Raw genomic sequence first — 23781 nt, 5'->3', positions numbered from 1 at the left:
ACTGACTAGAAGGAGACAGTCTTGTCCACCTCGTTCCGGATGGCCGGTCTATTTGCAGGTATTGGCGGGATCGAGCTGGGCTTCCATCAATGTCTTGGCGACAAGCTCGACACAGTCTTGCTATGCGAAAGTTGGGCTCCAGCTCAGACGGTTCTCCGAACCCAATTTCCTAACGTAGAGCTTCATCCCGATGTCGCTGAGCTGCGCGACTTGCCGGGCAATCTTGATGTACTTGCAGCAGGGTTTCCATGCACAGACTTGTCGCAGGCGGGGCGTACCGCCGGGATTAGAGGAGACCAATCTGGCCTAGTTGGACACGTTTTCGAAATGCTGCGACTGATCAAACAATCAGGTAGAAAGACACCATGGGTACTAATCGAGAACGTGCCCAATATGCTCACCCTCGATAGGGGTGAGGCTATGGCATATCTGGTTTCTGAACTGGAGTCACTAGGCTATCGGTGGGCATACAGAGTAGTGGATTCGCGATTCACTGGTACGCCTCAGAGACGCCGACGCGTCATTCTAGTAGCGTCGGTAACGGACGATCCCCGAAAAGTACTCTTTGCTGACGATAGTGGTTTCGACGACTCAATACTGCGCGGTGATTCATTTGGATTCTATTGGACCGAAGGACGAACTGGTGTTGGTTGGGCGAAGGATGCTACCCCTACATTGAAGGGTGGCTCGTCTGTTGGTATACCTTCCCCGCCCGCAATCTGGATTCCAGAGCGAGAGCTCGGGTCCCGCTTTATAACTCCGACTATTGAGGACAGTGAAAGTCTTCAGGGGTTCGAACGTGGCTGGACGAGTTCTGCAAGCGACGGAAAGCGAAACGGCCCTCGATGGAAATTGGTGGGAAACGCTGTAACAGTGGGCGTTTCGAAATGGGTAGCAGGGAGAATACTGGACCCTGGCGAATACCGAAATGATCTTGCTTCGGCTTGGGAACGTAATGGAGGCTGGCCACACGCTGCATGGGGAGAAAAAGGCCGTGTTTGGAGGGTTGACATAAGTGAATTTCCAACCCAGAGCAGTTATAAACACCTACTCGACGTCGTACGGATAGAAGACTGTCCGCCGCTCAGTGGACGCGCAGCCAGTGGATTCTGGAGCAGATTGAGTCAAACAAATCTGGGCCGATACCCGAATTTTCGTGAACATATCCGTGACTACGTCGAGCTTGCAACGATGGTCAAGATCGCATGAATACGAGGCGCGGGCGGCGGAATGTGCAGGAGGCTTAACAAGTGCGCTATATTAAGATCTTTCAGAGCCTCATCCCTATCAACCATTCCTCTACAAGCAATACAAAATATCGCGAGTTTGAAGGCAAACTCTCGGACGAGCTCGGCGTCGGCGTCGAAGACATATACACCACCTATATAAACGAGCGAAAAAACGCCAACGTGCGGATCTTGCAGTCAAGACGCGCGACTTCAACACCGGTCATAGTTGCGCTTGCCGGTCCAGCAGATGACACTTCGGCGATCGTACAGGCGATATTCGCTGGTCTTGAAAGAGATAGAAAGACCCACGAAGTTTTGGTAATGTCGCTGGCGGGTAACGCGTGGGCTCCCTTTGCTGTATTGCTTCCGACGGATAGGCGCCAGGCTATCCTTGATCAGATAATTCAAAACTACGCTGACCTCAATGTGGAGATCTACCAGAGTGGCCTCAGCGAGCTACGGACAGAGCAATTCAAGTTCTTTGATGGTGATATATCAGACACGATCGGAAAGCGGTATTATCCTTTCGGGCTGCTTAAGGGGGACGATTGGGACGACTTCGGATACAGAACTATGTTCTCATTGGAGGTGCATCTTGCAAGAGATAGAAGTATCATTGTCGGTGATTTAAAGATCCTAAATGCGTCGCAGTCTGGCGGTCGAACGCAGCTACCTGGAGATTCTTTTCTTGGGTTGGATGATAGTTACTGCTCACTTGGGCAAAGTGTCGCCTATTATGAGATATTGGCAGATCTTCCTGGTGCGATGCGATTGAAAATATTGAACTCACTCCGCGATGCAGCGGTATTCAAGGAAGTCGCTGAGCAGTTCAAGCACCATAGAGGGTTTACGACCTCGCTGCTTCGAACTGGACAAGCATCGCACATCATGAGTATGAAGGCGGACTTCGGCGAGTCGAAGCTCTCGTTAGCGGAAGAGAAGCCAACTTCTGTACTTACGTTCACATTCCACACCTTGGTGGGTGGCGGTACGTTTCCCATTGAGTTCTGTTTCAAAAGAAATGGGCACTTGCCAGGTAGGGTAAATGCGGTTATTGGGTACAACGGTTCCGGCAAGACTAGACTACTCGCAAATCTAGCTCTTGTTGCTACTAGCGGGCCAATCCAACGAGAGCACATTGCCAGACAGGTTGGATATATTGAAGATTCTGAACTAACAAATTTTCGATCAGTTATCGCCATTTCATATAGCGCGTTCGATACATTTGCCTTGCCTGACGTCTTCTGGGCTGAGCAGGGCGGCAGTGACGTGGGGGATAGGCTGATGCGGACAGGGGAGGTGTTTGGGTATTCATATTTTGGGTTACGGAAACTTGGAAACCAAACTAATAATCGACCCGATATTCGCAATATATATTCCCCCCGCGATCTGAAGTCGATAGACGAACTTTCATCGGAATTTGTGCAGGCTCATTCCCTTGCTGTTGCTGATAACGCAAGACTCGGTCTGTTGCGTGAGGTGGCGGAGACTTTGAACTTTGAGCCATCATTCGGCCGTGCGGGTGTTGTAGTCGATCCGGACCGGGATACGCAGACACTAGGGGACTTGTTTGATGAACTCAGCTCGGGACATAAGATTGTCATTAATATACTCACGCAATTAGTGGCACATTGTGGGCCTACATCGCTTGTACTTATTGACGAGCCCGAATCCCACCTGCATCCGTCGCTCCTAGCAGCCTTTATGCGTGCTCTGAGCATTGTCCTGGAAAAGCGAGATGCGTTTGCAATCATCGCAACGCACTCCCCGGTGGTTATTCAAGAGGTACCTCGTGCGCACGTACGTGTGCTTAACAGATTCGGTCAGAGTTCTGAAGTTAATGAACCTGACTGGGAAACATTCGGCGAAAATATCGGCGCTCTGACTTCGAATGTATTCCGGCTGGATAGCTCAAGGACCGACTATCATGCGGTCCTAACGGAACTGTCCTCTCAAATGTCTTTGGCTGAAATCGAAGCTCTTTTTGACGGCGAGATGAGCCCCCAGGCTCGCGCATACGTTCGGAACTTGAAGCGTAAGGGTTGAGTTGATATTTTCACTACAAAGGCCTGCTCGTGACCATCATGCCGACTATGACACTGTGACTCGAAATCGACGAAAGTCGAATAGCGACGTACTTCTTATAGCGCGAGCTGTGGTCTTCAAAGCCTATGACATATATGAAGAGATGATTTCTTCTCATCGAGTCTACGGGCCATCAATGCTTGATGATGACTGCTCGGGCCCCGTTCGCAGTAACTATAACCATACATATCCAGAGAAAATTCTTGAAGGGCTACGGAACGAGGTTATCAGGGGTGCCGTGAGAAGACTGTGTCCGATGTGCGGTCAAAGAGAAGCATCTACACTCGACCATTTCTTGCCCAAAGAAATATTTCCGGAGTACAGTATATTCCCGCTTAATCTGATTCCAGCCTGCCCAGAGTGCAATACGCAAAAGCGTTCATATGTGGGCGATCATCAAACCCGCCTTATCCATGCCTATCTCGATGATCTTTCGAATTGCCCGTCAGTTCTATATTCTGATATCGAGGTGTTTGACGATGGTCCGGTGATAACCTTTTCGCCAAATGAGCACCTTCCGGATTCCATATATACGAGGGTTAAGAAACAGTTCGAGGTGCTGAAGCTCTCCGCCTGCTACTCATGGGCGAGTGTCACCGAGTTGATCCAGCGGTCTGACACTTTTGAAGCGGACTACAAGGACGGAGGGGCGGAACTGGTGGCTGCTGAGGCCCGCGAGCATTCTGAATATCTTTCGCGCAAATTCGGGCGAAACTATTGGATGGCGTCATTGTATGAAGGAGTATCGCGGTCTCGCGACTTTTGTGATGGTGGTTGGGCGCATTTTGATGCTACTTGACATGGAGGGTGAGCCGCCTCGCTGATTCCGGAGATTTATCGGTGTGACAGCCCCGGGTAGGTTGCTGGGCTGGGTGTTGAGCCTAGTAGGCCACTTCCATCTTGACAGGCGGGATATCCCGTAGTGCTGTTAGAGGCGCCGGTGATTGAACCAGTCGACCCATTCGGCGGTGGCGAACTCGAACTACTCGACGCTGCGCCACGCACCATGTGATGTGATAAGTTCCGTCTTGCAGAGGCCGCTGATCGGCTCGACAAGGACGTTGTCATACGAAGACCATATCGCCCCAACCGGCAGTTGCATCCAGCGTAGGCAAAGACGTTTGGTCAGCGCGATCGAAGTATACTGCCCGCCTCTATCCGTTCGGTGCACCACGTCTTTCACTGCGGAACCCGATGTTGCCCGTTTTCCAGATTGCTTGCTTAATCGCGTCGAGAACCCGCGCAGTCGTCATCGTTGTCGAGGTACGCCAACCCAGGATCCGCCGGGCATAGGCATCGATGACGAACGCGACATACACCCACCCGACCACTTCGACACATAGGTAATGTGGGCGACCCACTACCGGTTCGGCGCCGCACCTGCCAGCCCAAGAGCCTTCATCAATCGTTCGACCGTGGAGCAGGCTACCGAGATGCCCTAATGATTGAGCTGCACCACATCTTTCGAGCCCCCATCAACACTGAAGTTCTCGCAGTGGACCCGTCTGATCTGGACCTTCAACTCACGCCCCACATCGCGGCCCACGCCGATTTGTTCTAATCCCTGATCTCGGCCAGCATACGCACCACACGCTCGCGCAGCTCTGGCGGGTTTTGCTCGTCAACATGACTCCATCTCTCCAAGCGGTGAAGTCTCCGGACATGCCGGGGCGGCTCGGGGTGGTATTCGGGGAGCGCTTGGGGCATGTCAGTTGTGATGGCCAACGGCCGGTTCGAGAAGGTCGAAGGCACCGACTTCACCCTCGAGGCCGACCTGGTGCTGCTGGCGATGGGCTTCGTCGGCCCGCAGAAGCCGGGCCTGCTGACCGACCTGGGCGTCGGTTACGACGGCCGTGGCAACGTGCAGCGGGACAAGAACTGGGCCACCAACATCCCCGGCGTCTTCGTCGCCGGCGATATGGGCCGTGGCCAGTCGCTCATCGTGTGGGCGATCGCCGAGGGCCGCGCCGCGGCCTCGGCGGTGGACAAGTTCCTGGAAGGCGAGACCGCGCTGCCCGCGCCGATCCCGCCGACGGCTGTCGCCCAACGCTGATCAGCTACTTCGAAGCGCCCGTGGACCTCGGTCCACGGGCGCTTTGTCGTTGTGTCGCACACTATTTCGCTATCCGGGCAGCTCTGGTAGCGTCTTCCGGTTCTGCACCGGCCGGGGCGGGGCCGTCGAAAGGCGTGCGTAGGGGTCTGAACACGGCACGCGCACAATGCTTTCGGTGCCGAAGCAAACGACGTGGCTGATCTCCGGTGCAGCACATAGACTTTCCGTTATCGATGTGTAACCGGTGATGACCCGAGGGGGAGAAGTGCCGTTACCGCCGGGAACGATGGCGAGTCTGCATCGCGCCGCCGAGCGCGGGGACGGTACCGCCATGCACAACCTCGCCAACATCTACTACGACCACAGCGATTTCGACGCCGCCGAGCACTGGTTCCGCCGGGCGGCCGCCGCCGGGCACACCAGGGCGATGAACAATCTGGCCGTCCTGCTGGACAAGCTCGGCGAGTTCGACGAGGCCGAGTCGTGGTACCGCAGGGCCGCCGCCGCGGGCAACGTCAACGCCATGTACAACCTGGCCACCCTGCTCTACCAGTGCGGTGACCGCCGGGGTGCCGAAACCTGGTACCACCATGCCGCTTTCGCGGGCAATGTCGACGCGATGTACAACCTCGCCCGCCTGTGCGAGGACCAGGACCGCCTCGACGACGCCGAGGCCTGGTATCGCGACGCCGCCGACAACGGTGACATCGACGCCGTCAACAATCTCGGCATGCTGCTGCGGCACCGCGGTGCCCTCACCGAGGCCCGCCGCTGCTTCCGCCGCGCCGCCGATCTCGGTCACCCGCGCGCCATGGCCAACCTCGCCGCGCTCCTGGAGTCCCAGGGCGCGCACCGCGAGGCCGAGTCCTGGTACCGGCGCGCCGCGGGCTGAGTAGCTCCCTTCCGGCGGACCGCCCCGTGGTCCGTGGCTTCGTCGCGTTCTTTTCGTGATGTTCGCGAGAGGATCGCCGGTGCGGTAAACACCGGTTGAGCACCGGGTTTATCGGGTCGGCAGCGAATCGAAATCAAGTTACCCAAAAGTATTGATACCGAGCGGTTTTCCAGCAAACCTCAGCAAACATTATGGGCCACAGCAATTTTCCGGCGTTCGGCGTGCGGGAATTTGCGGGGAGGTATAACGTCACGTTCCGATAACCTCTCGATGACAGGCCGGGGCGTGTGAATTCTCTCGACGGCTGCCTGAAGCGCATCATGGATATTCCCGGTGCGTGCAGCGTGACACTGGTGGATGGGGCCAGCGGGTTGGCGATTGCCGCCGCTGGAGTGCACGACATCGTCGACGAACACGAGGATGCGGCGGGCACCACGGATGTGGTGCGGGCCGCGCTCGGCTGTTCGGCGCTGGCGACCGGGCGCCCGGATGACGACATCACCGAGATCGTCGTCTGCCGCAACGACGGCTTCCACCTGTTGCACCTGATCGAGGGTGATTTCGACGGCAGGCTGTTCGTGCACGTCGTCTTCGGCGGTGACGCAGGCAATCTCGGCATGGCCCGGTATCAGCTGCGTGGCGCGCTCGAGGAATTGACGGGCGGCGATCGATGAGCTTGGCCCTCGCCGAGGAATTGCACCGGCACGAGGAACAGGGTTCGACCGGGGTATTGCGGGCCGGGGACGGGGAATTCCATCTGGCGCGCGGCGCGATCGCCTCGGCCGGGTGCAGGCGCACGATCGGCCTGGACCGGCTGGTGGTCGAGGCGGGCGTGGCGACCGCCGAGGACTGGCGCCGGGCGGGCGCGGGCGATCCCGGCCCGTTACTGCATCGGCCCCGGCTGGAAACCCTGGCGCTGCTGTCGGTCTTCGACGCCGCCTTCTTCCTGCTCGCCTCGGCGGCCGAGCCGGAATTCCGGCCGACGCCCGAACATTGGCTCGCCCCCGTCTGCCGGGTGGCGCCGCACACGCTGCTGCACGAATGCGCCCGGCGCAGTGCCTCGGAGTGGGGCCCGTGGCCCGCCGACCTGGTCGCCGCGGTGCCGGTGATCCCCGCGCGCCGGGTCCGCCGGCATCGGGTGGTGCTCACCGGCGGCCAGGCCGAAGTGCTGGCCGCCGCCGACGAGCGGCGCAGCATCGCCGAGATCGCCCGCGACCTCGGCCGCACCACCTACGGCTGCCTGGTCGCGGTGCGCGACCTCACCACCGCGGGGCTGATCCAGGAACCCGACCGCGCGGCGGCGGAGCAGGCCATGGCGCCCGAGCCCGTCGCCGCGCCGCCTGCCGGACGGCACCTCGCGCTCGCGCCCGCACCCGTCGAAGACACCGGGCGCCACCGGCATTCGGCACCGGAGGTGTCGAGCACAGGCGTGCCCGCGCTACCGAAGCGGGTCCCGCCCGCGCTCGGCGGCGGCGTGGGAACGGCTCGCCCGCCCCGGCCGGTGCACGCGGGGACGGGCGAGCGAACCGGTCGGCACGCGGTCGACGAGGAAGCGACCGCGCCCGCCCGGTATCGCGGAAACCGAACCGGCGCGGCACCGTACGAGCCCGAGCGCTGGCGACAGGTCGACCGCGAAGTACTCATCCGGCTCAGGGCGGCGTTGGAGGAGCTTGCGTGACCGTGCGGAAGAAACTGCTCGGTGAATGGAGGGGAAGGACGAAGGTGGCGATGCCGGTGCCCGAACGGAACACGGCCGTACTGGCCGAACTGAAGTCGTTGCGGGAGCGCGTCCCCCGCCTGACCGGTTCGGTGGTGGCCTCCAGCGACGGGCTGCTGATCGAACACGACCTACCCCCGCACATCGAACCCACCGGCATGGCCGCGATGGCGGCCGCGCAGCTGTCGCTGTCGTATCGCCTGGCGACCACGGCGCACGGCGGTGGGTTCAACGAGGTCGTCGTGCTCGGCACCGAGGGGCAGGTGGTGATCTACGCCGCCGGCTACACCTCGCTGACCGTGCTCGCGGGCCCGGAAGTGAACGTCGGCCGGCTCCACCTGGAGTCGCGGCCGGTGGCGCGCGCCATCGCCGAACATCTGGCGGCGGCGCAATCCAAGGAAGAAACCGATTGAAAGGCACGACATGTCGAATATGGACCTGGCACTGAAGGACATGATGGTGATCGACGGTGCGATAGGCGCCGCGGTCGTCGACTACAGCAGCGGGATGGCGCTCGGAATGCTCAGCAGCAGCAAGGCGCTGGATCTGCAGGTCGCCGCGGCGGGCAACACCGAGGTGGTCCGCGCGAAGATGCGCACCATCGAGCAGCTCGGCATCAACGAGGACATCGAGGACGTGCTCATCACCCTCGGCAGCCAGTACCACGTCATCCGCCCGATGACCGGTCGCAAGTCCAAGGGCCTTTTCCTCTACCTCGCGCTCGATCGCGGGCGGTCCAACCTGGCGCTGGCCCGCCACCGCCTCAAGGGCATCGAGGAAGACCTGGAGGTGTGAGTCACCCCAACGGCGGATGAACATGTCGGCGACTCGAAGTGGCCGCCGACATCCCGCGCACCCTGCGGCGATGTCGACTGTCGGAAATCGGACATGCGCGAGTCGTCGTGTGGCATCAGCGGGCTCGTCCGCCTATTGTGATTCGCGGCGAGGTCTGGGTGAGGCGCAGCGTGGCCATCGGCCGATTCCAGGATCTCGACAGCGACTTATCGGGGTTTGCTCTGCATCGAGCAAAGGTGAACTGGAGCGGTATGCAGTTGAAGAAAGTTGTCGCGGCGCTGGGTGCTGCCGCGGCGATGACCACCGGCATCATGGTCGGCAGTACGAGTGCCACGGCGGCGCCCGGCTGCCCGAGTCTCTATGTCGTCGCGATCCCGGGCACCTGGGAAACGGGGCACGACAAGGCTCCTGGCCCCGGCATGCTCGCCGGCGTCACCAACGGGCTACCCCGTAACACCGACGTCGACTACGTCACCTACGCCGCCACCGCGTTCCCGTGGGAAGGCGATGTCTACGGTCAGTCCAAGAAGCAGGCGGTCGACGCCGCGCGCGGACTGATCACCGCCAAGCTCGCCGCGTGCGGTGACACCGATATCGCGCTGGTCGGCTACAGCCAGGGCGCCGACGCGGCGGGCGACCTCGCCGCCGAGATCGGCACCGCCGTCAGCCCGATCGCGCCGGGCAAGGTCAAGGCCGTCGGCCTGATCTCCGATCCGCGCCGCTCGCCGACCGACGTGCAGGTCGGCCCGATCGCCGCGGGCGCTGGCGCCGGTGGCGCGCGGCCCGGTGGCTTCGGCTGGATCAGCGACCGCGTGCGCACCATCTGCGCCGTCGACGACCTGTACTGCGCCACCGCCACCGACGACTTCGTCACCCGCTTCGCCGGCTTCCTCGCGCAGAGCTCCGACGCCAACCCGGCCAACCTGTGGCGCTACCAGATCGAGGCGGGCGCCATCGTCAACGACCTGATGGCCCACGGCGGCGTCCCGACCCTGCAGGCGCAGCTCTCCGACGCGGCCAACCAGCAGCGCGCCAAGGACCTGGAGCGCTTCTACCGCTCGCAGGCCCACACCCTCTACGGCAGCTACCCGGTGGGCGGCGGCCAGACCGCCATCACCTGGATGCACAACTGGATCGCCCAGCAGGCCTGAGCGAACGCCCCCGAGGGCCCGGTGTCGGACGACCGACACCGGGCCCTCGGCCGTTCACGGGGAGGCGGGACTGGCGAGGTTGCGCGGCAGCAGGTCCCAGACGTGGCCGTTCTCGTTGATCGTCGCGGCGGTGCGGGAGCCGGTGCGCGAGTACAGGATCCGGGTCACCGAGCAGTAGTCGATCGGGAAGGTCAGCGGGCGGTCCAGGCCGAGGATGTCGGCCAGCAGGACATTGACCACGCCGCCGTGCGCGAAGGCGACGACGGTGTCGGTCGGGGCCGCGGCGGCGACCAGGCCGTCGATCGCGGTGAGGACGCGGGCGATGAAGGCCGGACCGTCGATCTGCTCGGGCAGCAGGCCCGCCTTGATCCGGGCGTAGGCCTCGGCGAAGTCGGTCTTGGCGTCTTCGATGGGGATGTAGGCGGGCAGGTCGCGGTCGTACTCGGCGAGGTCGTCGATGATGTCGACGGGCAGCTCGCGCGCGGCCGCGGTGGGGGCGGCGGTGTCGCGGGCCCGCCGCTGCGGACTGCTGACGATCCGGGCGATCTCGTGCGCGGCGAGCGCGGCGGGAACGCGGTCGGCCTGCTGCCCGCCGATGTCGGTCAGGCCGGGATCGGCGGCGGTGGTGGCCCCGACGACGCGTTCGGGCTGGGCGTGACGCACGAGAATGAGCTGCACGCTCACACACTCTGCCGTATCGCCGGGCCGGGTGGTCTCACGGCTCCGGGTCGATCTCCGTCCGACCGGTCACATCGGCGGTGTCGATGATGACGATCTCCCGGCCGTCTTCGCGCAACACCTTCAGGAAGCCGGGCGGATTCTCCATCACATAGCCGTCGACGAGGCCGGTCTTCGTCTCGATGTGCTCGCGGGAGACCCACGGCACCTGGACGGTCGCGGCCAGGATCAGGGCGGCGCCGGTGACGATCAGCGCGGAACTGCCGACGAACCAGTGCGCGAACTTCGCGCCCTGGGGGTTGCGCTTGCCCGCCCGCAACAGCCCGAACAGCACCAGCGCGAGGACACCGGCGACGATCAGCACCCACCACACCCGGTAGGTCCACACCAGCGCGCCGGTGAACAGGGCGACTACGACCAGCCAGGTCAGATTGCCCGCGTTGGTCCAGCTCGGCCTGCCGAGCCGGATCTGATGGATCACCGCCTCCGGCAGCAGCACCGACAGCGCGATCCCGCCGAGCAGCGGGCTGGCCATCAGCGTGCCGACCACCATCGCGGCGACATCGCCGATCCCCAGCGTGCCGAGCAGCGAGAACGCGGCGTTCCAGTCGTAATCGGTGACGGCGAACAGCCGCAGCAGCAGGAACAGGCCGGCGACACCGGTCGCGGACAGCCCGTGGGCGACCAGGCGTTCGTTCGAGGACTCGCGGGGATGCCTCGTCATCGGGCGAGGATATCGCCGCGAGTCCCTCGATCAGGTCAGGGCTGGCCGTAGGGCGGCTGACCGTACGGCGGCTGACCACCCTGGGGACCGCCGTAGGGCGGCTGGGCGGGCGGCTGGCCGTTGTCCTTCTTCTTGTTCTTGAGCAGGAAGATGCCACCGATGATGAGCACGACGATCAGCAGGCAGCAGATACCGCCGATGATCAGGCCGGAGCTGCTCTTCTTTTTCTTCTTGGCCGCCAGCTCCAGCGCGGTGTTGACCGTGTCCGAACTCGCCAGGGTGTCGAAGCTGCTCGTGAGCAGGTGCGGGTCGACGAGGGCGGCCGTGGTCAGCAGATCCAGATACATGTGTTCCCATCCCGATAGGTCGTTGGCCCGGCATCCTCCCGGTGCCGGAACTCCGAGACTAGCGCCGTGGGTGCGGCTTTCGGTGCGAAAGCCTCGCGGCGTCCCGGAGTAGTTGTTCATCGCGGCGCGGCCACGATTCGTTTACACGAGTAACGGTGTACCCCGAATCACCGCGGTTTCACCAACGGGAACGGCAGCGTCTCGCGGATGCTGCGGCCGGTGATCAACATGACCACCCGGTCCACGCCCATGCCGAGGCCGCCGGTGGGCGGCATCGCGTGTTCGAGCGCCTGCAGGAAGTCCTCGTCGAGCTCCATCGCCTCCGGATCGCCGCCCGCCGCCAGCATCGACTGTTCGGTGAGCCTGCGCCGCTGTTCGACCGGATCGGTGAGTTCGCTGTAGGCGGTGCCCAATTCGACGCCCCAGGCGACCAGGTCCCAGCGCTCGGTGACGCCGTCGATGCTGCGGTGCGAGCGGGTCAGCGGCGAGACCGAGGTGGGGAAGTCGCAGTAGAAGGTGGGGTCGGTGGTCTGCGATTCCACCAGGTGCTCGTACATCTCCAGCACCACCTGGCCCGCGTCCCAGCCGTGCTGGTAGGCGATGCCCGCCGCGTCGCACAGCTCGCGCAGCCGGGCCAGTTCGGTGCGGGTGGTGATCTCGGTGCCGATCGCCTCCGAGACCGCGCCGTGCACCGTCTTCACCCGCCACTCGCCGGAGATGTCGACGGCGTCGAACCCGCCCTCGTCGTTCGGGCGCAGCGCCACCTCGGCGCCGTTGGCCGCCATCGCCGCGTCCTGGATCAACCGCCGGCACAGCTGCATCATCCGCAGGTAATCGCTGTGCGCCTCATAGGCTTCCAGGATCGTGAACTCGGGATTGTGGCTGAAGTCGACGCCCTCGTTGCGGAAGGTGCGGCCGAGTTCGAAGACCTTCTCCATGCCGCCGACGCACAGCCGCTTGAGGTAGAGCTCGGGCGCGATGCGCAGGTAGAGGTCGAGGTCGTAGGCGTTGATGTGGGTGCGGAACGGGGTCGCGTTGGCGCCGCCGTGCACCTGCTGCAGGATCGGCGTCTCGACCTCGAGGAAGCCCCAGTTGAACAGCGAGTCGCGCAGCGAGTGCAGCACCGCGCTGCGCTTGCCCATCACCTCGCGGGTCTCCGGGTTGATCGCCATGTCGACGTAGCGCTGCCGGACCTTGGCCTCGGAATCGGCCAGGCCGCGCCACTTGTCGGGCAGCGGGTGCAGGCACTTGCCGTTCATCCGCCAGTCCTGGGCGAGCAGCGAGAGCTCGCCGCTGCGGCTGGTGCCGAGCTGGCCGCTGACCTCGATCAGGTCGCCCAGGTCGAAGAACTCGGTGAACTCGGCGCTGCGGTCGGCGCCGACCCGCTCCCGGTCGATGACGAGCTGGATCTCGCCGGTCCAGTCGCGGATCACCGCGAAGATCACCCCGCCGTAGTCGCGGATGCGCAGCAGCCTGCCCGCCACCCGCACCGTGGTGCCCTTCGGGCAGACGCGGGCGTCGGCGATGGTGTGCGTGGGCGGGTAGGCCACCGGGTAGGCGTCGACGCCTGCGGCGGTGAGCCGGTCCAGCTTGTCCATCCGCACGCGGACCTGCTCGGGCCTGCGCGGACCCTGCTCGGCGTCTTCGCCCTCCGGCGCGTCCGGCGCGCTGCCGTCGGCGTGCAGGCCGGTGACGCTCGCCGGGACCGCGGAGTGTGTTCCGGTGTGCACGGCCGCGTCGGGCTCCTTGCCGATGCGCGGCAGGAAGCCCTCGGCCAGACCGCTGGCCGTCGCCACCCGGGGCAGCTGCCTGCGCTCCTCGTAGAGGAAGAAGCGCGGCACCCAGCGCGGGTGGTACTTCACGTTCGACCGGTACAGCGCCTCGAGCTGCCACCAGCGCGAGAAGAACAGCAGCACACCGCGCCACGCGCGCAGGATCGGGCCCGCGCCGATCCGGCCGCCCTCCTCGAACACCGACCGGAACACCGCGAAGTTCAGCGAGATCTTGGTGATGCCGTACTGGTCGGAGTTCAGCGCGAGCTGGGAGATCATCAGCTCCATCACGCCGTTGGGGCTCTGCGGGTCGCGGCGCATGAGTTCCAGCGAGACGCCGCTGCGGCCCCACGGGACGAACGAGAGCATGGCGTGCACCCGCTCGTCGTGGTCGACGGCCTCGACGAGCAGGCAGTCGCCGTCGAGCGGGTCGCCCTGGCGGCCCAGCGCCATCGAGAAGCCGCGTTCGGTCTCGGTGTCGCGCCAGGCGTCGGCCCTGGCGACGATCTCGGCGAACTCGTCGGCGGGAATGTCGTGGTGCCTGCGCACCCGCACGCCGATTCCGTGCTTGCGCAGCCGGTTCGCGGCCTGGCGCACCTGCTTCATCTCCGGCCCGGCCAGGGAGAAGGTGCGGGTGTCGAGGATCGCCTCGTCACCGAGCCGCAGGGCCGCGAGCCCGGCGTTGCGGTAGGCGGTGGCACCGAGCTCGCTCGCGCCCATCACCGCGGGCGCCCAGCCGAAGCGGTCGGCCTCCTCCAGCCAGGCCCGGATGGCCTGCGGCCAGGCCTGTTTGGGCCCGATCGGATCGCCGCTGGCCAGGCTCACACCGAGCTCGACGCGATAGGTGATGGCCGCCTTGCCGTTCGGCGCGAACACCACCGCCTTGTCGCGGCGGGTGGCGAAGTAGCCCAGCGAGTCCTCGACATCGCTCGCCGCGAGCAGCCCGCGCAGCGCTGACTCGTCCAGCGCGGTCATCGCGTTGTCGGCCCGGCGCGAGCGCAGCAGCACCACCACCGCGGCGAGCAGGGCGATCGCGCCGAACAGGCCGAGCAGGAAGTTGACCCACGGCCGCGGGTGCCCGTCGAAGTGCTCGTTGTTCACCAGCACCGCCGCGGTCACCCGGTAGACCGCCCACAGCGGCCGCTGCGGGCCCGGCGGCAGCGTGCCCGGCGCGAGTTCGACCAGCGCCCAGCCGATCAGGCAGCCCAGCGCCAGCCCGGCCACCAGCACACCGAGCGCCTTCCACAGCGCGCCCGGCCGGACCCGGGTGTAGAACTCGTTGCGCGCCGCGATCAGGATCCCGATGACGACGACGTGCACGACGAAGGCCACCAGCGCGTCGATGTCGTCGTCGGCGACGAAGTCCAGGATGTTGGAGATCGCGTAGAGCAGCAGGTACACCACCAGCAGCCACCACGCGACGCGTTTTCGGCTGGCGATCGCCCCGGCCAGCAGGCCGACGACCACCGCCCACACGAGGCTGGTGTCGGGGGCGTCGAAGTAGTAGACGTCCACATAGTGCCGCGGCACCTGCGTCAGATAACGCAGCGCGGGCGAGAGGCTCCACAGGAACAACAGCACCGCGAAGACACCGAGAACGAGCCCGGTGATGTGCGGTACCTCGGCCAGCCTGCCGTGCCCACGATGCGGAACGGCGGCGGCGCGGCCCGGCGATGCCTCGACGATAGGGTGTTGCTCGGCCTGCGTGGTGGTCACCGATCCAGTGTGCGTGCATCCGGGCCGTCGGTGTGGCGGACACTGCGGCGTGTTCGTCACGCGGTCCGGTGGTGGGGCCGGTTGCGACCGGTTTTTCGCAGGGGGGTAAGTATTAGCCCATGTCGGAACCAGTCGATGTGCCGATCGATGACGAGGTCATCAAGCTCGGGCAATTCCTGAAACTGGCCAACCTGATCGATTCGGGCTCCGAGGCCAAGACGGTGATCGCCCAGGGTCTGGTCCGGGTCAACGACGAGGTGGAGCTGCGCCGCGGTAGGCAACTACAGGTGGGCGACGTCGTCGTGCTCGCCGGCCACAAGGTGCGGGTGTCCGGGAACTAGCCCGAACACCCGCCTCCCCGGACGCTCAGTCCTCGGCGCGGACCACGACGCCGTCGTGGTCGCTGTAGAGCATCTCGCCGGGGACGAAGGTGATGCCGCCGAACTCGACGGTGACGTCCTTCTCGCCGCTGCCGGTCTGGGTGCTCTTGCGCGGGTTGGTGCCCAGCGCCTTCACCCCGATGTCGAGGGTGCGCAGGATCGCCGAGTCGCGCACCGCGCCGTTGACGATCACGCCGGCCCAGCCGTTGTCGACGCCACGGCCCGCGATGATGTCGCCGACGAGGGCGGTGTGCACGCTCGCGCCGCCGTCGACCACGAGGACCTTGCCCTCGCCGGGCTCGCCCAGGGTCTGCTTCACCAGCAGGTTGTCCTGGAAGCACCGGATCGTGGTGATCCGCCCGGCGAACGCGGCCCGGCCACCGAACTGGATGAACTGGGTGTCACAACTGCGGATCTCGGGGCCGATCTCGTCGGCCAGATCGGCGGTGGCCACAACATTCGCTGATTCGGTCATGGCCAGCATTCTGTCAGGCGCCTTCGAGATGCGCCTTGGCGATCTCCTTGACCAGGCTGTCTGTGGTGTGCTTCACCGCGATCTTGACGAACGGCTCGATCGTCTTGCCGAGCATCTTGCCCGCGATCCCGCCGGGCACGAAGTACTCGATGGTCGCGTCGACGGTGCACAGCGCGTCGCCCTTGGGATAGAAGTGGAACGTCGAGATGATCTCGAATCCCTTGATCGACTTGATGCCGATCACGCGGCCCTTCTCCCACTTCACGACCTCGACCCGGGACTTGAGCGACGCGGGGCCCAGCTTCATGTGGCCGTCGAAGGTCGCGCCGAGCCCGTCGGTCTGGTCGGTGACCGGGACGAAGGATTCGATGCCGTACAGGAAATGCGGCAGATTACGGTAGTCGTTGACGTATTCGAACGCCGTCTCGGCGGACGCGGCGCAGTCTTCGACAATCCTCACTTCGGTCATATCGGCCACTTTAGTGGTCGGCCGCGACCGATCCGGCTACGCGGTGACCGCCAGGGTCGCCGCCAGGCCGAACGCCAGGCCCATCACGGTGACCTCGATCGCGGCGTTGCGCAGGGAGATCTCGGCGGTCACCCGGTGCTCGGCGGCTCGGCGCACCCAGCTGCGCCGCCACCACCAGCCGAGGCCGGTCAGCGCGCACAGGACGGCGAACTTCGCCAGCAGGATGCGCCCGTAGCCGGTCGACCACAGCGGCTCCAGCCCGCCGAGGCGCACCAGCCCGTCGATCGTCCCGGTCGCGGCCACCGCCAGGATCAACGGCGCGGCCAGCGCCGAATAGCGCGGCAGGGTCCGCGCCCAGCCGCCACGGGTGCGCAGCACCACCGCCATAGCCACCAGCAGCCCGAGCCAGCACGCCGCGGCCAGCGCGTGGATGGCGGCCAGCACCGACCCGAACATCTGCTGGGACATGTGCCCGGTGATCGGGCGCAGGGCCAGCGCGACCGCGGCGAACACCAGCACCAGATCGGCCGACGCGGTGTCGGGCCTGCGGTAGGCCAGCGCCGCGTAGCAGGCCACCGCGCCGGTGCAGAACAGGATCGCGATGCCGATCTGCCCGCTGCTCAGGTTCACCAGGAAGGTGCCGAACTCGCCGGCGCCGAGCCGGGCCACCGGCACGCCGACCACGTCGGCGGCCTCGGCCACCAGCACCGCGAACTCGGCCGCGAACCAGACCCCGGCCAGCGCGGCCAGCGGTCGCCAGGCGACCCGCAGCCGGTCGTCGAGCCGGGGCAGGGCCGCCAGCCCGAGCACCACGGCGCCCGCGCCGTCGGCGAGCACCCGCGCGCACGCCGCCAAGGGGAACCCGCCGTCGCGGCGCAGCAGCCACGCCAGCGCCACCCCGGCCAGGGCGGCCACCACGACCGGCACCAGGACCCGCCACTGCCGCGGCGTCGTCGCGGGTGCCCGGCGACCGGTCGTCATGGGGGACTACTTCTTGCGGCCGGACAGCAGCGCGACCGCGAGGCCGGCGCCGAACAGCACGACACCACCGGCGATGAACACCCACACCGGCACGCCGCCGCCGGAATCGCCGCCGCCGTCGGCCTTGTCCTCACCCGGCTTGGCTCCCGGCGTACCGGTGCCCGCCTTGCTCAGCGTGAAATGCCGGGTCCCGCTGACCGGATGCCCGTCGGCGGAGGTGACCCGGAACGCGAGGGTGTACTCGCCGACCGGCCCGAGCTCGCCCAGCTCCACGCTGACGGTGCGGCCTTCGACGAGCGCCTTGCCCTTCGACCACAGGCGACCGTCCGGGCCGACCACGGTCAGCGACGGAAAGTTCTGCTGCAGTTCCTCGTTGAAGGTGATGCTCGCGCGCGCGGGCCCGACCTCGACGGTCGAGCCGTCCTCGGGCACGCTGCTCACGGCGCCGGAATGCGCGCTCGCGGTGCCCGCCGCCGCGAACATCGCGGCGAACAGGCCGGCGATCAGCACGGCGAATACCCGGCGCCCGATGCGTCGGCGCGCGGACCGGTTGATGTCGGCGACGAGATGATCGGCCCGCATCACGACCGCCGCGACCGGAAGACGAGGCCGAGGCCGAGCGCGGCCGCGAACAGGCCGAGGGCCAGGCCCAGGCCGCCGAGCCAGCGCGCGACCGTATCGGTCTCCTTCTGGCTGGTCTCGCCGGACGCGACCTGGTGGTCGCCGCCCGCGCTACCGCCGTTGGCGGTCAACGTGATCGACGGTGCCGGGTGCTCCGGCTCGGCGCCGCCGGTGCTCGGCTGATCCCAGGCGACGACCTTGCCGTCGCTGTAGGTCTGGGTGGCGGGGAAGTTCACCGTGTCCTGCGCGGGCAGCGGGCCGAGCGAGAGCACGAAGCGCTGGAACTGGCCGGGGCCGACACCCGGGTTGCCCGGCTCGGCGGTCCAGGCGACGGCGACGGCCTCGCCCTTGTCGTTGCGCTCGACCTTGGACGTCCAGCCCGGCATGGGCTCGGTGCGAACGCTTTTCAGGTTCGGCACCGTGACGCGCAGCGCGGTGGTGGCCGCGGTCTCGGATTCGGTCGGCACCTTGAAGGTGGCGACGGTGTACTTGCCCTGGGCGGCGCCCGGCGCGTCGACGGTCACGTGCGCGGCCGCCGAGCCGCAGGCGGCGAGAACCAGACCGGCCGCGATGGCGGCGGTCCCGGTGCCGCGGGTGATGAAGTTGTGCATGGAATGCCTTCTGTCCGAAGAGATGCTGATGTCGTCGTGAATCAGGCGGACAGCGGCGGCGCGCGCGGACATCGCGCGCCCCTCGGATGGCCGGCAGGCCCGGCGAGCACCAGATCGGCCCAGCGCCGCACGCGGACGGCGACGGCGGTCGGCGGCGGGCCGAGCACGACCGCGATCACACCCGACGCGGCGAGATACAGCCGCTCGGCGACGAGAATCAGTGCGGCGCAGGCGAACGCGGCGACGGTGTGCGCGGCCACCATCGGCGCGCTCGGCAGATGGAACAGCTCGTCGTGATGATCCAGCGACGCCGACAGGGCGAAGTGCCCGGCCCACTGCCCACCGAGCAGCGCCGCGCAGGCCCGGGCCATCGGCGCGGCCGACCGCCCGCGCGGCCCACTCGCGATGACGCCCGCACCGAGCGAAACCAGCAGCAGCAGCGCGAGATCCGACGAGCGCGGCACGCCGCCACCCGCGCTCCCGTGCGCGGCGACGGCCAGCGCGCCGACGAGTACGCCGCAGCCACCCCCGCGCAGGCGGGTGGTGAGCTGCGGCGTGGTCACGACGGGATCAGCGCACGCCGAGCCGGGCGAGCGCGTCGGTCTCCAGCACACCCAGCTCGGACGAGATGGACGCGTGCACGGCCTTGCGGCGCGCGGCGGGCATCTGCTCGGCGGTGTTCACCGCGACGGTCAGGTCGGTCAGCCGGGACCGGGCGGCCTCGACGAACTTCTTGGTGTCGGCGTCACCGGGGGCGTCGGCGGCGACCTTGTCGAGCGCGCTCTCGGTGTTGGTGATGCGGGCCTGCAGGCGTGCGCCGTGGCCGCTGAACTCGCCCAGCTGGTCGAGCCCGATGCCGAGCTGCTGCGCCTTGCGGGCGTCGAGCTGGCCCCGGACGTAGGTGGCGCCCCGGTAGGCCAGCGGCGTGAGCACCGGGACCAGTACCCGGGCGACGCCGATGTACTTGCGGATCTGGCTCGCGCTGAACAGCTCGCGGTCGGCCTTCGCCGCCAGCTTCTGGGCGGCCTTCTCCTCGGCCTGCAGGGTCGCGATTTGCGCCTTGGCCACCTTGGCCTCGGTCCTGGCCTGTGCCTTGGCCGCGCGGCGGGTGGTGCGTTCGCCCGCCTTGGCGGCCTTGCGCTCGTTCTTGGCGCCGAGTTTGGCCTCAACGGCCGCTTTGTGCTTGAGCGCCTTCGCCTCAGCGCGTCGGCTCGGCCGCCGCTTGCGCTTGCTGAACAACCCCATGAGATCAGGCCCTCCGTCATGCTCGCCAAGTCATGAGGCAGTGCCGGGGTAGCGGCCTGCCGTACTTCGTAGCGTAGTGGGATGAGGGTAGCGATTGGGCATTGTGTCGGGGGGAGGGACCATACTGCTTGCGTGCGTGCAGCCGAGGACGACTTCGACGGCGGGCCGGTGCATCGCCCGGCCCCCGCTTCCGCTGCGCTCGATCGAGGTACCGACACCGGGGTCGCCGAGTCCCGGATCGCCTTCCTGGACGCGCGCTCGCTGATCGGGTGCAGGCATCGCCTGCGCCTGGACGCCGAGCATCCGGGCACCATCGCCGAGGTCAGGGAGGATCCGGGCGTCCAGCAGCGCCGCGAGGCCGCCGCCGCGCACCGGCTCAAGGTCCGCGACGAGCTGGTCGCCGCCGCACCCGCCGAGTGGGTGGTGATCGACCCACGGCTGCGCGCGGGGGAGAAGGCCGCGGCGACGATGGCCGCCATGGAGGCGGGCGCCGCCCGCATCTGGGGTGGGCTGCTGCCGCAGGAACCCGATACCGGCCGTCGCGGCGGCGCCGAGTTCCTGCTCCGTGACGACGATCGCGGCGGCTATATCCCGATCATCGTGGTCAACCACAAGGTCACCGACCCGCGCAGGCCCGACCCGGCCGATTTCCACCCGCTGACCTCCGAGCTGTTCCGCTGGCAGCCCCGCCGCGACAAGCACGTGAAGCTGCGTCCGCAGCCGCGCGACCAGCAGCGCCTCGCGCATCTGTACCGGATGCTGCAGCGCCACGGCATGGCCAGCCCGGCCCTGCTCGGCGGCGCGATCGGCCTGGCCTTCGACCGCATCCTCGTGCACGACCTGACCAATGTCCTGGCCGACTACGACCAGCGCTACGGCGACCGGATCGCGGTGGTGCGCGGCGAGCTGCCGACCCAGCCGTCGAAGGTGCCCGAGTGCAGGCAGTGCCCGTGGTGGGTGCGCGGCGCCGACGGTGCGCCGAGTTGCGAGGGGCAGCTGGCGCTGATGCGCGATGTCAGCCTGGTCGCGCCCGGCTCCCGGGCCGACGTGCTGCGGGTACACGGCGTGCAGACCGTCGACGAGCTGGCCGCCTGGACCGGCGACGACCCGGAGGACTGGCAGCACGGCCCGTTCTCCGAGACCGTGGTCACCGCCCGCGCCTGGATCGAGGGCGCGCCGCTGGTGCGCCGCTTCGACACGGTGAGCGTGCGCCGCGCCGACGTGGAGGTCGACGTCGACCTGGAGAGCTACCAGGAGGACGGCGCCTACCTGTGGGGCACCCTGCTCGACGACGTCTACCGGCCGTTCGTCACCTGGGACCCGCTGCCCACCGAGGACGAGGGCCGCTCGTTCGGCGAGTTCTGGACCTGGCTCATGGGCGTGCGGGCCGAGGCCCACGCCGCGGGCAAGACCTTCGCCGCCTACTGCTACTCCCGCACCGCCGAGGACAAGTGGCTCTACGAGTCGGCCCGCCGCTTCGCGGGCAGGCCGGGTGTGCCGACGCACGAGCAGGTGCGCGCGTTCGTCGATTCGCCCGAGTGGGTCGACATGTTCCAGGCCGTCACCGACCAGTTCATCTGCCCCAACGGCAAGGGCCTGAAGAAGATCGCCCCGGTCGCCGGCTTCGCCTGGCGCGACCCGGAGGCGGGCGGCGAGGCCTCGATGGGCTGGTACCGCCGCGCCGTCGGCTACGACGCCGAATCCGACCTGTCCCAGCGCACCCGCCTGTTCGAATACAACGAGGACGACGTGCGCGCCACCCAGGTCCTGCGCGGCTGGATGACCGAGCGCGCCGCCGACGAGGTTCCCTCCCTGGCGGATTTCGGGCGGTAATACGATCGGGGGCGTGACAGAGCATGTCGAAACCCTCGAGTTCCAGGCCGAGACCCACCAGCTGCTGGAGCTGATGATCCACTCGGTCTACTCCAACAAAGACACGTTCCTGCGGGAGCTGATCTCGAACGCCTCCGACGCGCTGGACAAGCTGAAGCTGGCCACGTTCCAGGACAAGGATCTCGTCGCCGACACCTCCGACCTGCGCATCGAGCTCGAGGTCGACGCCGACAAGCGCATCCTGACGGTTCGTGACAACGGCATCGGCATGTCCCGCGCCGAGGTGATCGATCTGATCGGCACCCTCGCCAAGTCCGGCACCGCCGAGCTGCGCCGCAAGCTCACCGAGGCCAAGTCCGACGCCGCCGCCGAGGAGCTGATCGGCCAGTTCGGCATCGGCTTCTACTCCACCTTCATGGTCGCCGACCGGGTCACGCTCACCACCCGCAAGGCGGGCGAGGCCGAGGGCACCCGCTGGAACGCCGCCGCGGGCAGTTCTACCTACGAGATCGACACCGTCGCCGACGCGCCGCAGGGCACCTCGGTCACCCTCGAGCTCAAGCCCGCCGACGAGGACGATCACCTCTTCGACTACACGCAGGAATGGAAGCTGCGCGAGATCGTCAACAAGTACTCCGATTTCATCGCCTGGCCGATCCGCATGCAGGTCGAGCGCACGGTGATGGAGGGCGAGGGCGAGGACAAGGTCGAGAAGACCATCGTCGAGGACCAGACCCTCAACTCGCAGAAGGCGCTGTGGACCAGGCCGCGCAGCGAGGTGACCGACGAGGAGTACAAGGAGTTCTACCACCACGTCAGCCACGCCTGGGACGAGCCGCTCGAGATCATCCCGATGAAGGCCGAGGGCACCTTCGAGTACCAGGCCCTGCTGTTCGTCCCGTCGACCGCGCCGTTCGACCTGTTCACCCGTGAGCACAAGCGCGGCGTGCAGCTCTATGTGCGCCGGGTGTTCATCATGGACAACTGCGAAGAGCTGATGCCGGAGTACCTGCGCTTCGTCAAGGGTGTGGTGGACGCGCAGGACCTCTCGCTCAACGTCTCCCGCGAGATCCTGCAGCAGGACCGCCAGATCCAGATGATCCGCAAGCGCCTGGTCAAGAAGGTGTTGTCGACGGTCAAGGACCTGCAGGGCGCCGAGGACCAGACGAAGTACCAGACCTTCTGGACCCAGTTCGGCCGGGTGCTCAAGGAGGGCTTGCTCTCCGACACCGACAACCGCGAAACCCTGCTCACCGTCTCGTCTTTCGCCTCGACCGCCTCGGACTCCGAGCTCACGACGTTGAAGCAGTACGTCGAGCGGATGCCGGAGGGCCAGGACGCGATCTACTACATGACCGGCGAAAGCCGTGCGCAGGTGGAGAACTCGCCGCACCTGGAGGCGTTCAAGGCCAAGGGCCGCGAGGTGCTGGTGCTGACCGATCCGGTCGACGAGATGTGGGTCGGCTCGGTGCCGGAGTTCGACGGCAAGAAGTTCCAGTCGATCGCCAAGGGCGAGGTCGACCTGGAGACCGAGGACGAGAAGAAGGAGACCGAGGCCCTGCGCGAGCAGCAGGACAAGGACTTCGCCGATCTGCTCACCTGGCTCGGCTCGACCCTCGACGAGGTCGCCAAGGAGGTGCGCCTGACCAACCGGCTCACCACCTCCCCGGCCTGCCTGGTCGGTGACGTCTTCGACTTCACCCCGATGCTCGAGCGCATGTACCGCGCCTCGGGCCAAGCGCTGCCGGAATCCAAGCGCATCCTCGAGCTCAACCCGACCCACCCGCTGGTCACCGGCCTGCGCGACGCCTACGACGCGCGCAAGTCCGATGCCGACGAGGGCAAGGTGCCCGAGCTCGCCGAGACCGCCGAACTGCTCTACGGCACCGCGGTTCTCGCCGAGGGCGGCGAACTCAAGGATCCGGCTCGTTTCGCGCAGCTGTTGACGGAGCGCCTGACCCGCACCGTCTGAGGAAGCTCGAACACGCACCCACGATGGCCGCTCGT

The 23781-nt window shown here is 66.1% G+C and carries 24 protein-coding genes and 1 pseudogene; 13 read left to right on the top strand and 12 right to left on the bottom strand.

The features are described 5' to 3' along the window. The first annotated feature begins 39 nt into the window (after positions 1 to 39). The 3 genes from dcm (at position 40) to AB0H54_RS00480 (ending at position 4113) form a co-directional block, all read left to right on the top strand. Positions 40 to 1209, top strand: a complete 1170-nt coding sequence (gene dcm, locus AB0H54_RS00490; protein ID WP_357344124.1) for a DNA (cytosine-5-)-methyltransferase — start codon at positions 40 to 42, stop codon at positions 1207 to 1209. Positions 1210 to 1250: 41 nt separating this feature from the next. Continuing rightward, on the top strand, positions 1251 to 3275 hold the full coding sequence (locus tag AB0H54_RS00485; protein ID WP_357341818.1) for an AAA family ATPase: 2025 nt from the start codon (positions 1251 to 1253) through the stop codon (positions 3273 to 3275). A 109-nt stretch (positions 3276 to 3384) separates the two neighbouring features. Further along, positions 3385 to 4113: an HNH endonuclease signature motif containing protein gene (locus AB0H54_RS00480; protein ID WP_357341817.1), complete on the top strand. Its 729-nt coding sequence runs from the start codon at positions 3385 to 3387 to the stop codon at positions 4111 to 4113. Positions 4114 to 4468: 355 nt separating this feature from the next. On the opposite strand, the gene AB0H54_RS00475 is transcribed toward AB0H54_RS00480, so the two are convergent. Further along, positions 4469 to 4633, bottom strand: a complete 165-nt coding sequence (locus AB0H54_RS00475; protein WP_357341815.1) for a DDE-type integrase/transposase/recombinase — start codon at positions 4631 to 4633, stop codon at positions 4469 to 4471. Positions 4634 to 5025: 392 nt separating this feature from the next. Between AB0H54_RS00475 and AB0H54_RS00470 the strand changes: the two are divergent. From AB0H54_RS00470 to AB0H54_RS00440, 7 genes and pseudogenes are all read left to right on the top strand, one after another. Continuing rightward, a pseudogene (locus AB0H54_RS00470) lies at positions 5026 to 5367 on the top strand (FAD-dependent oxidoreductase); the annotation flags it as partial. Between the two features lie 286 nt (positions 5368 to 5653). Beyond that, positions 5654 to 6259: a tetratricopeptide repeat protein gene (locus AB0H54_RS00465; protein ID WP_218716106.1), complete on the top strand. Its 606-nt coding sequence runs from the start codon at positions 5654 to 5656 to the stop codon at positions 6257 to 6259. A 353-nt stretch (positions 6260 to 6612) separates the two neighbouring features. After that, entirely contained in the window at positions 6613 to 6933 is a 321-nt protein-coding gene (locus AB0H54_RS00460; protein ID WP_357341813.1) for a hypothetical protein, read from the top strand. Next, positions 6930 to 7937 (top strand): hypothetical protein, encoded by a 1008-nt coding sequence (locus AB0H54_RS00455; RefSeq protein ID WP_357341811.1) that lies wholly within the window; start codon positions 6930 to 6932, stop codon positions 7935 to 7937. Before AB0H54_RS00460 ends, AB0H54_RS00455 begins: the two co-directional genes overlap by 4 nt. After that, on the top strand, positions 7934 to 8389 hold the full coding sequence (locus AB0H54_RS00450) for a roadblock/LC7 domain-containing protein (protein ID WP_355283800.1): 456 nt from the start codon (positions 7934 to 7936) through the stop codon (positions 8387 to 8389). The genes AB0H54_RS00455 and AB0H54_RS00450 overlap by 4 nt, the downstream gene beginning before the upstream one ends. 10 nt (positions 8390 to 8399) lie before the next feature. After that, positions 8400 to 8771: a hypothetical protein gene (locus AB0H54_RS00445; protein WP_355283797.1), complete on the top strand. Its 372-nt coding sequence runs from the start codon at positions 8400 to 8402 to the stop codon at positions 8769 to 8771. A gap of 251 nt (positions 8772 to 9022) precedes the next feature. Beyond that, positions 9023 to 9922, top strand: coding sequence for a cutinase family protein (locus tag AB0H54_RS00440; protein WP_357341809.1), 900 nt, complete (start codon positions 9023 to 9025; stop codon positions 9920 to 9922). Positions 9923 to 9976: 54 nt separating this feature from the next. Here AB0H54_RS00440 and AB0H54_RS00435 read toward each other — a convergent pair whose 3' ends face one another. The 4 genes from AB0H54_RS00435 to lysX form a co-directional block, all read right to left on the bottom strand. Beyond that, positions 9977 to 10600, bottom strand: coding sequence for a histidine phosphatase family protein (locus AB0H54_RS00435; RefSeq protein WP_357341807.1), 624 nt, complete (start codon positions 10598 to 10600; stop codon positions 9977 to 9979). 37 nt (positions 10601 to 10637) lie between these two features. Then, complete coding sequence (locus AB0H54_RS00430) at positions 10638 to 11324, bottom strand: hypothetical protein (RefSeq protein WP_357341805.1); 687 nt, start codon at positions 11322 to 11324, stop codon at positions 10638 to 10640. A gap of 35 nt (positions 11325 to 11359) precedes the next feature. Further along, complete coding sequence (locus AB0H54_RS00425) at positions 11360 to 11671, bottom strand: hypothetical protein (RefSeq protein WP_357341803.1); 312 nt, start codon at positions 11669 to 11671, stop codon at positions 11360 to 11362. 167 nt (positions 11672 to 11838) lie between these two features. Next, a complete protein-coding gene (gene lysX, locus AB0H54_RS00420; RefSeq protein WP_357344122.1) occupies positions 11839 to 15129 on the bottom strand; it encodes a bifunctional lysylphosphatidylglycerol synthetase/lysine--tRNA ligase LysX in 3291 nt (1096 codons plus the stop codon). Between the two features lie 149 nt (positions 15130 to 15278). Between lysX and AB0H54_RS00415 the strand changes: the two genes are divergently transcribed. Then, positions 15279 to 15500 (top strand): RNA-binding S4 domain-containing protein, encoded by a 222-nt coding sequence (locus tag AB0H54_RS00415; protein ID WP_218716112.1) that lies wholly within the window; start codon positions 15279 to 15281, stop codon positions 15498 to 15500. A gap of 25 nt (positions 15501 to 15525) precedes the next feature. Here the strand turns inward: AB0H54_RS00415 and rraA are convergent, their stop codons facing one another. The 7 genes from rraA to AB0H54_RS00380 form a co-directional block, all read right to left on the bottom strand. Then, entirely contained in the window at positions 15526 to 16014 is a 489-nt protein-coding gene (rraA, locus tag AB0H54_RS00410; RefSeq protein ID WP_030201693.1) for a ribonuclease E activity regulator RraA, read from the bottom strand. A 13-nt stretch (positions 16015 to 16027) separates the two neighbouring features. Next, on the bottom strand, positions 16028 to 16483 hold the full coding sequence (locus AB0H54_RS00405; protein WP_355283786.1) for an SRPBCC family protein: 456 nt from the start codon (positions 16481 to 16483) through the stop codon (positions 16028 to 16030). A 36-nt stretch (positions 16484 to 16519) separates the two neighbouring features. Next, positions 16520 to 17464 (bottom strand): CopD family protein, encoded by a 945-nt coding sequence (locus AB0H54_RS00400; RefSeq protein ID WP_357341801.1) that lies wholly within the window; start codon positions 17462 to 17464, stop codon positions 16520 to 16522. A gap of 6 nt (positions 17465 to 17470) precedes the next feature. After that, complete coding sequence (locus tag AB0H54_RS00395; RefSeq protein ID WP_357344120.1) at positions 17471 to 17947, bottom strand: copper resistance CopC family protein; 477 nt, start codon at positions 17945 to 17947, stop codon at positions 17471 to 17473. A 98-nt stretch (positions 17948 to 18045) separates the two neighbouring features. Further along, complete coding sequence (locus tag AB0H54_RS00390) at positions 18046 to 18696, bottom strand: YcnI family protein (RefSeq protein ID WP_357341800.1); 651 nt, start codon at positions 18694 to 18696, stop codon at positions 18046 to 18048. 41 nt (positions 18697 to 18737) lie between these two features. Next, positions 18738 to 19259, bottom strand: a complete 522-nt coding sequence (locus tag AB0H54_RS00385) for a hypothetical protein (RefSeq protein ID WP_357341799.1) — start codon at positions 19257 to 19259, stop codon at positions 18738 to 18740. A gap of 7 nt (positions 19260 to 19266) precedes the next feature. Beyond that, positions 19267 to 19941, bottom strand: coding sequence for a DUF6474 family protein (locus AB0H54_RS00380; protein ID WP_357341798.1), 675 nt, complete (start codon positions 19939 to 19941; stop codon positions 19267 to 19269). Positions 19942 to 20178: 237 nt separating this feature from the next. Between AB0H54_RS00380 and AB0H54_RS00375 the strand changes: the two genes are divergently transcribed. Beyond that, positions 20179 to 21774, top strand: a complete 1596-nt coding sequence (locus AB0H54_RS00375; RefSeq protein WP_357344118.1) for a TM0106 family RecB-like putative nuclease — start codon at positions 20179 to 20181, stop codon at positions 21772 to 21774. Positions 21775 to 21787: 13 nt separating this feature from the next. Continuing rightward, the gene (gene htpG / locus AB0H54_RS00370) at positions 21788 to 23746 is read left to right on the top strand and encodes a molecular chaperone HtpG (protein ID WP_357341797.1); all 1959 of its coding nucleotides are present in this window, start codon (positions 21788 to 21790) and stop codon (positions 23744 to 23746) included. Positions 23747 to 23781 lie beyond the last annotated feature (35 nt).

The organism is Nocardia sp. NPDC050718, assembly GCF_040654235.1.
Classification (GTDB): domain Bacteria; phylum Actinomycetota; class Actinomycetes; order Mycobacteriales; family Mycobacteriaceae; genus Nocardia.
The sequence above is the reverse complement of the archived record's forward strand: the minus strand, read 5'-3'. Positions and strand labels throughout refer to the sequence as shown.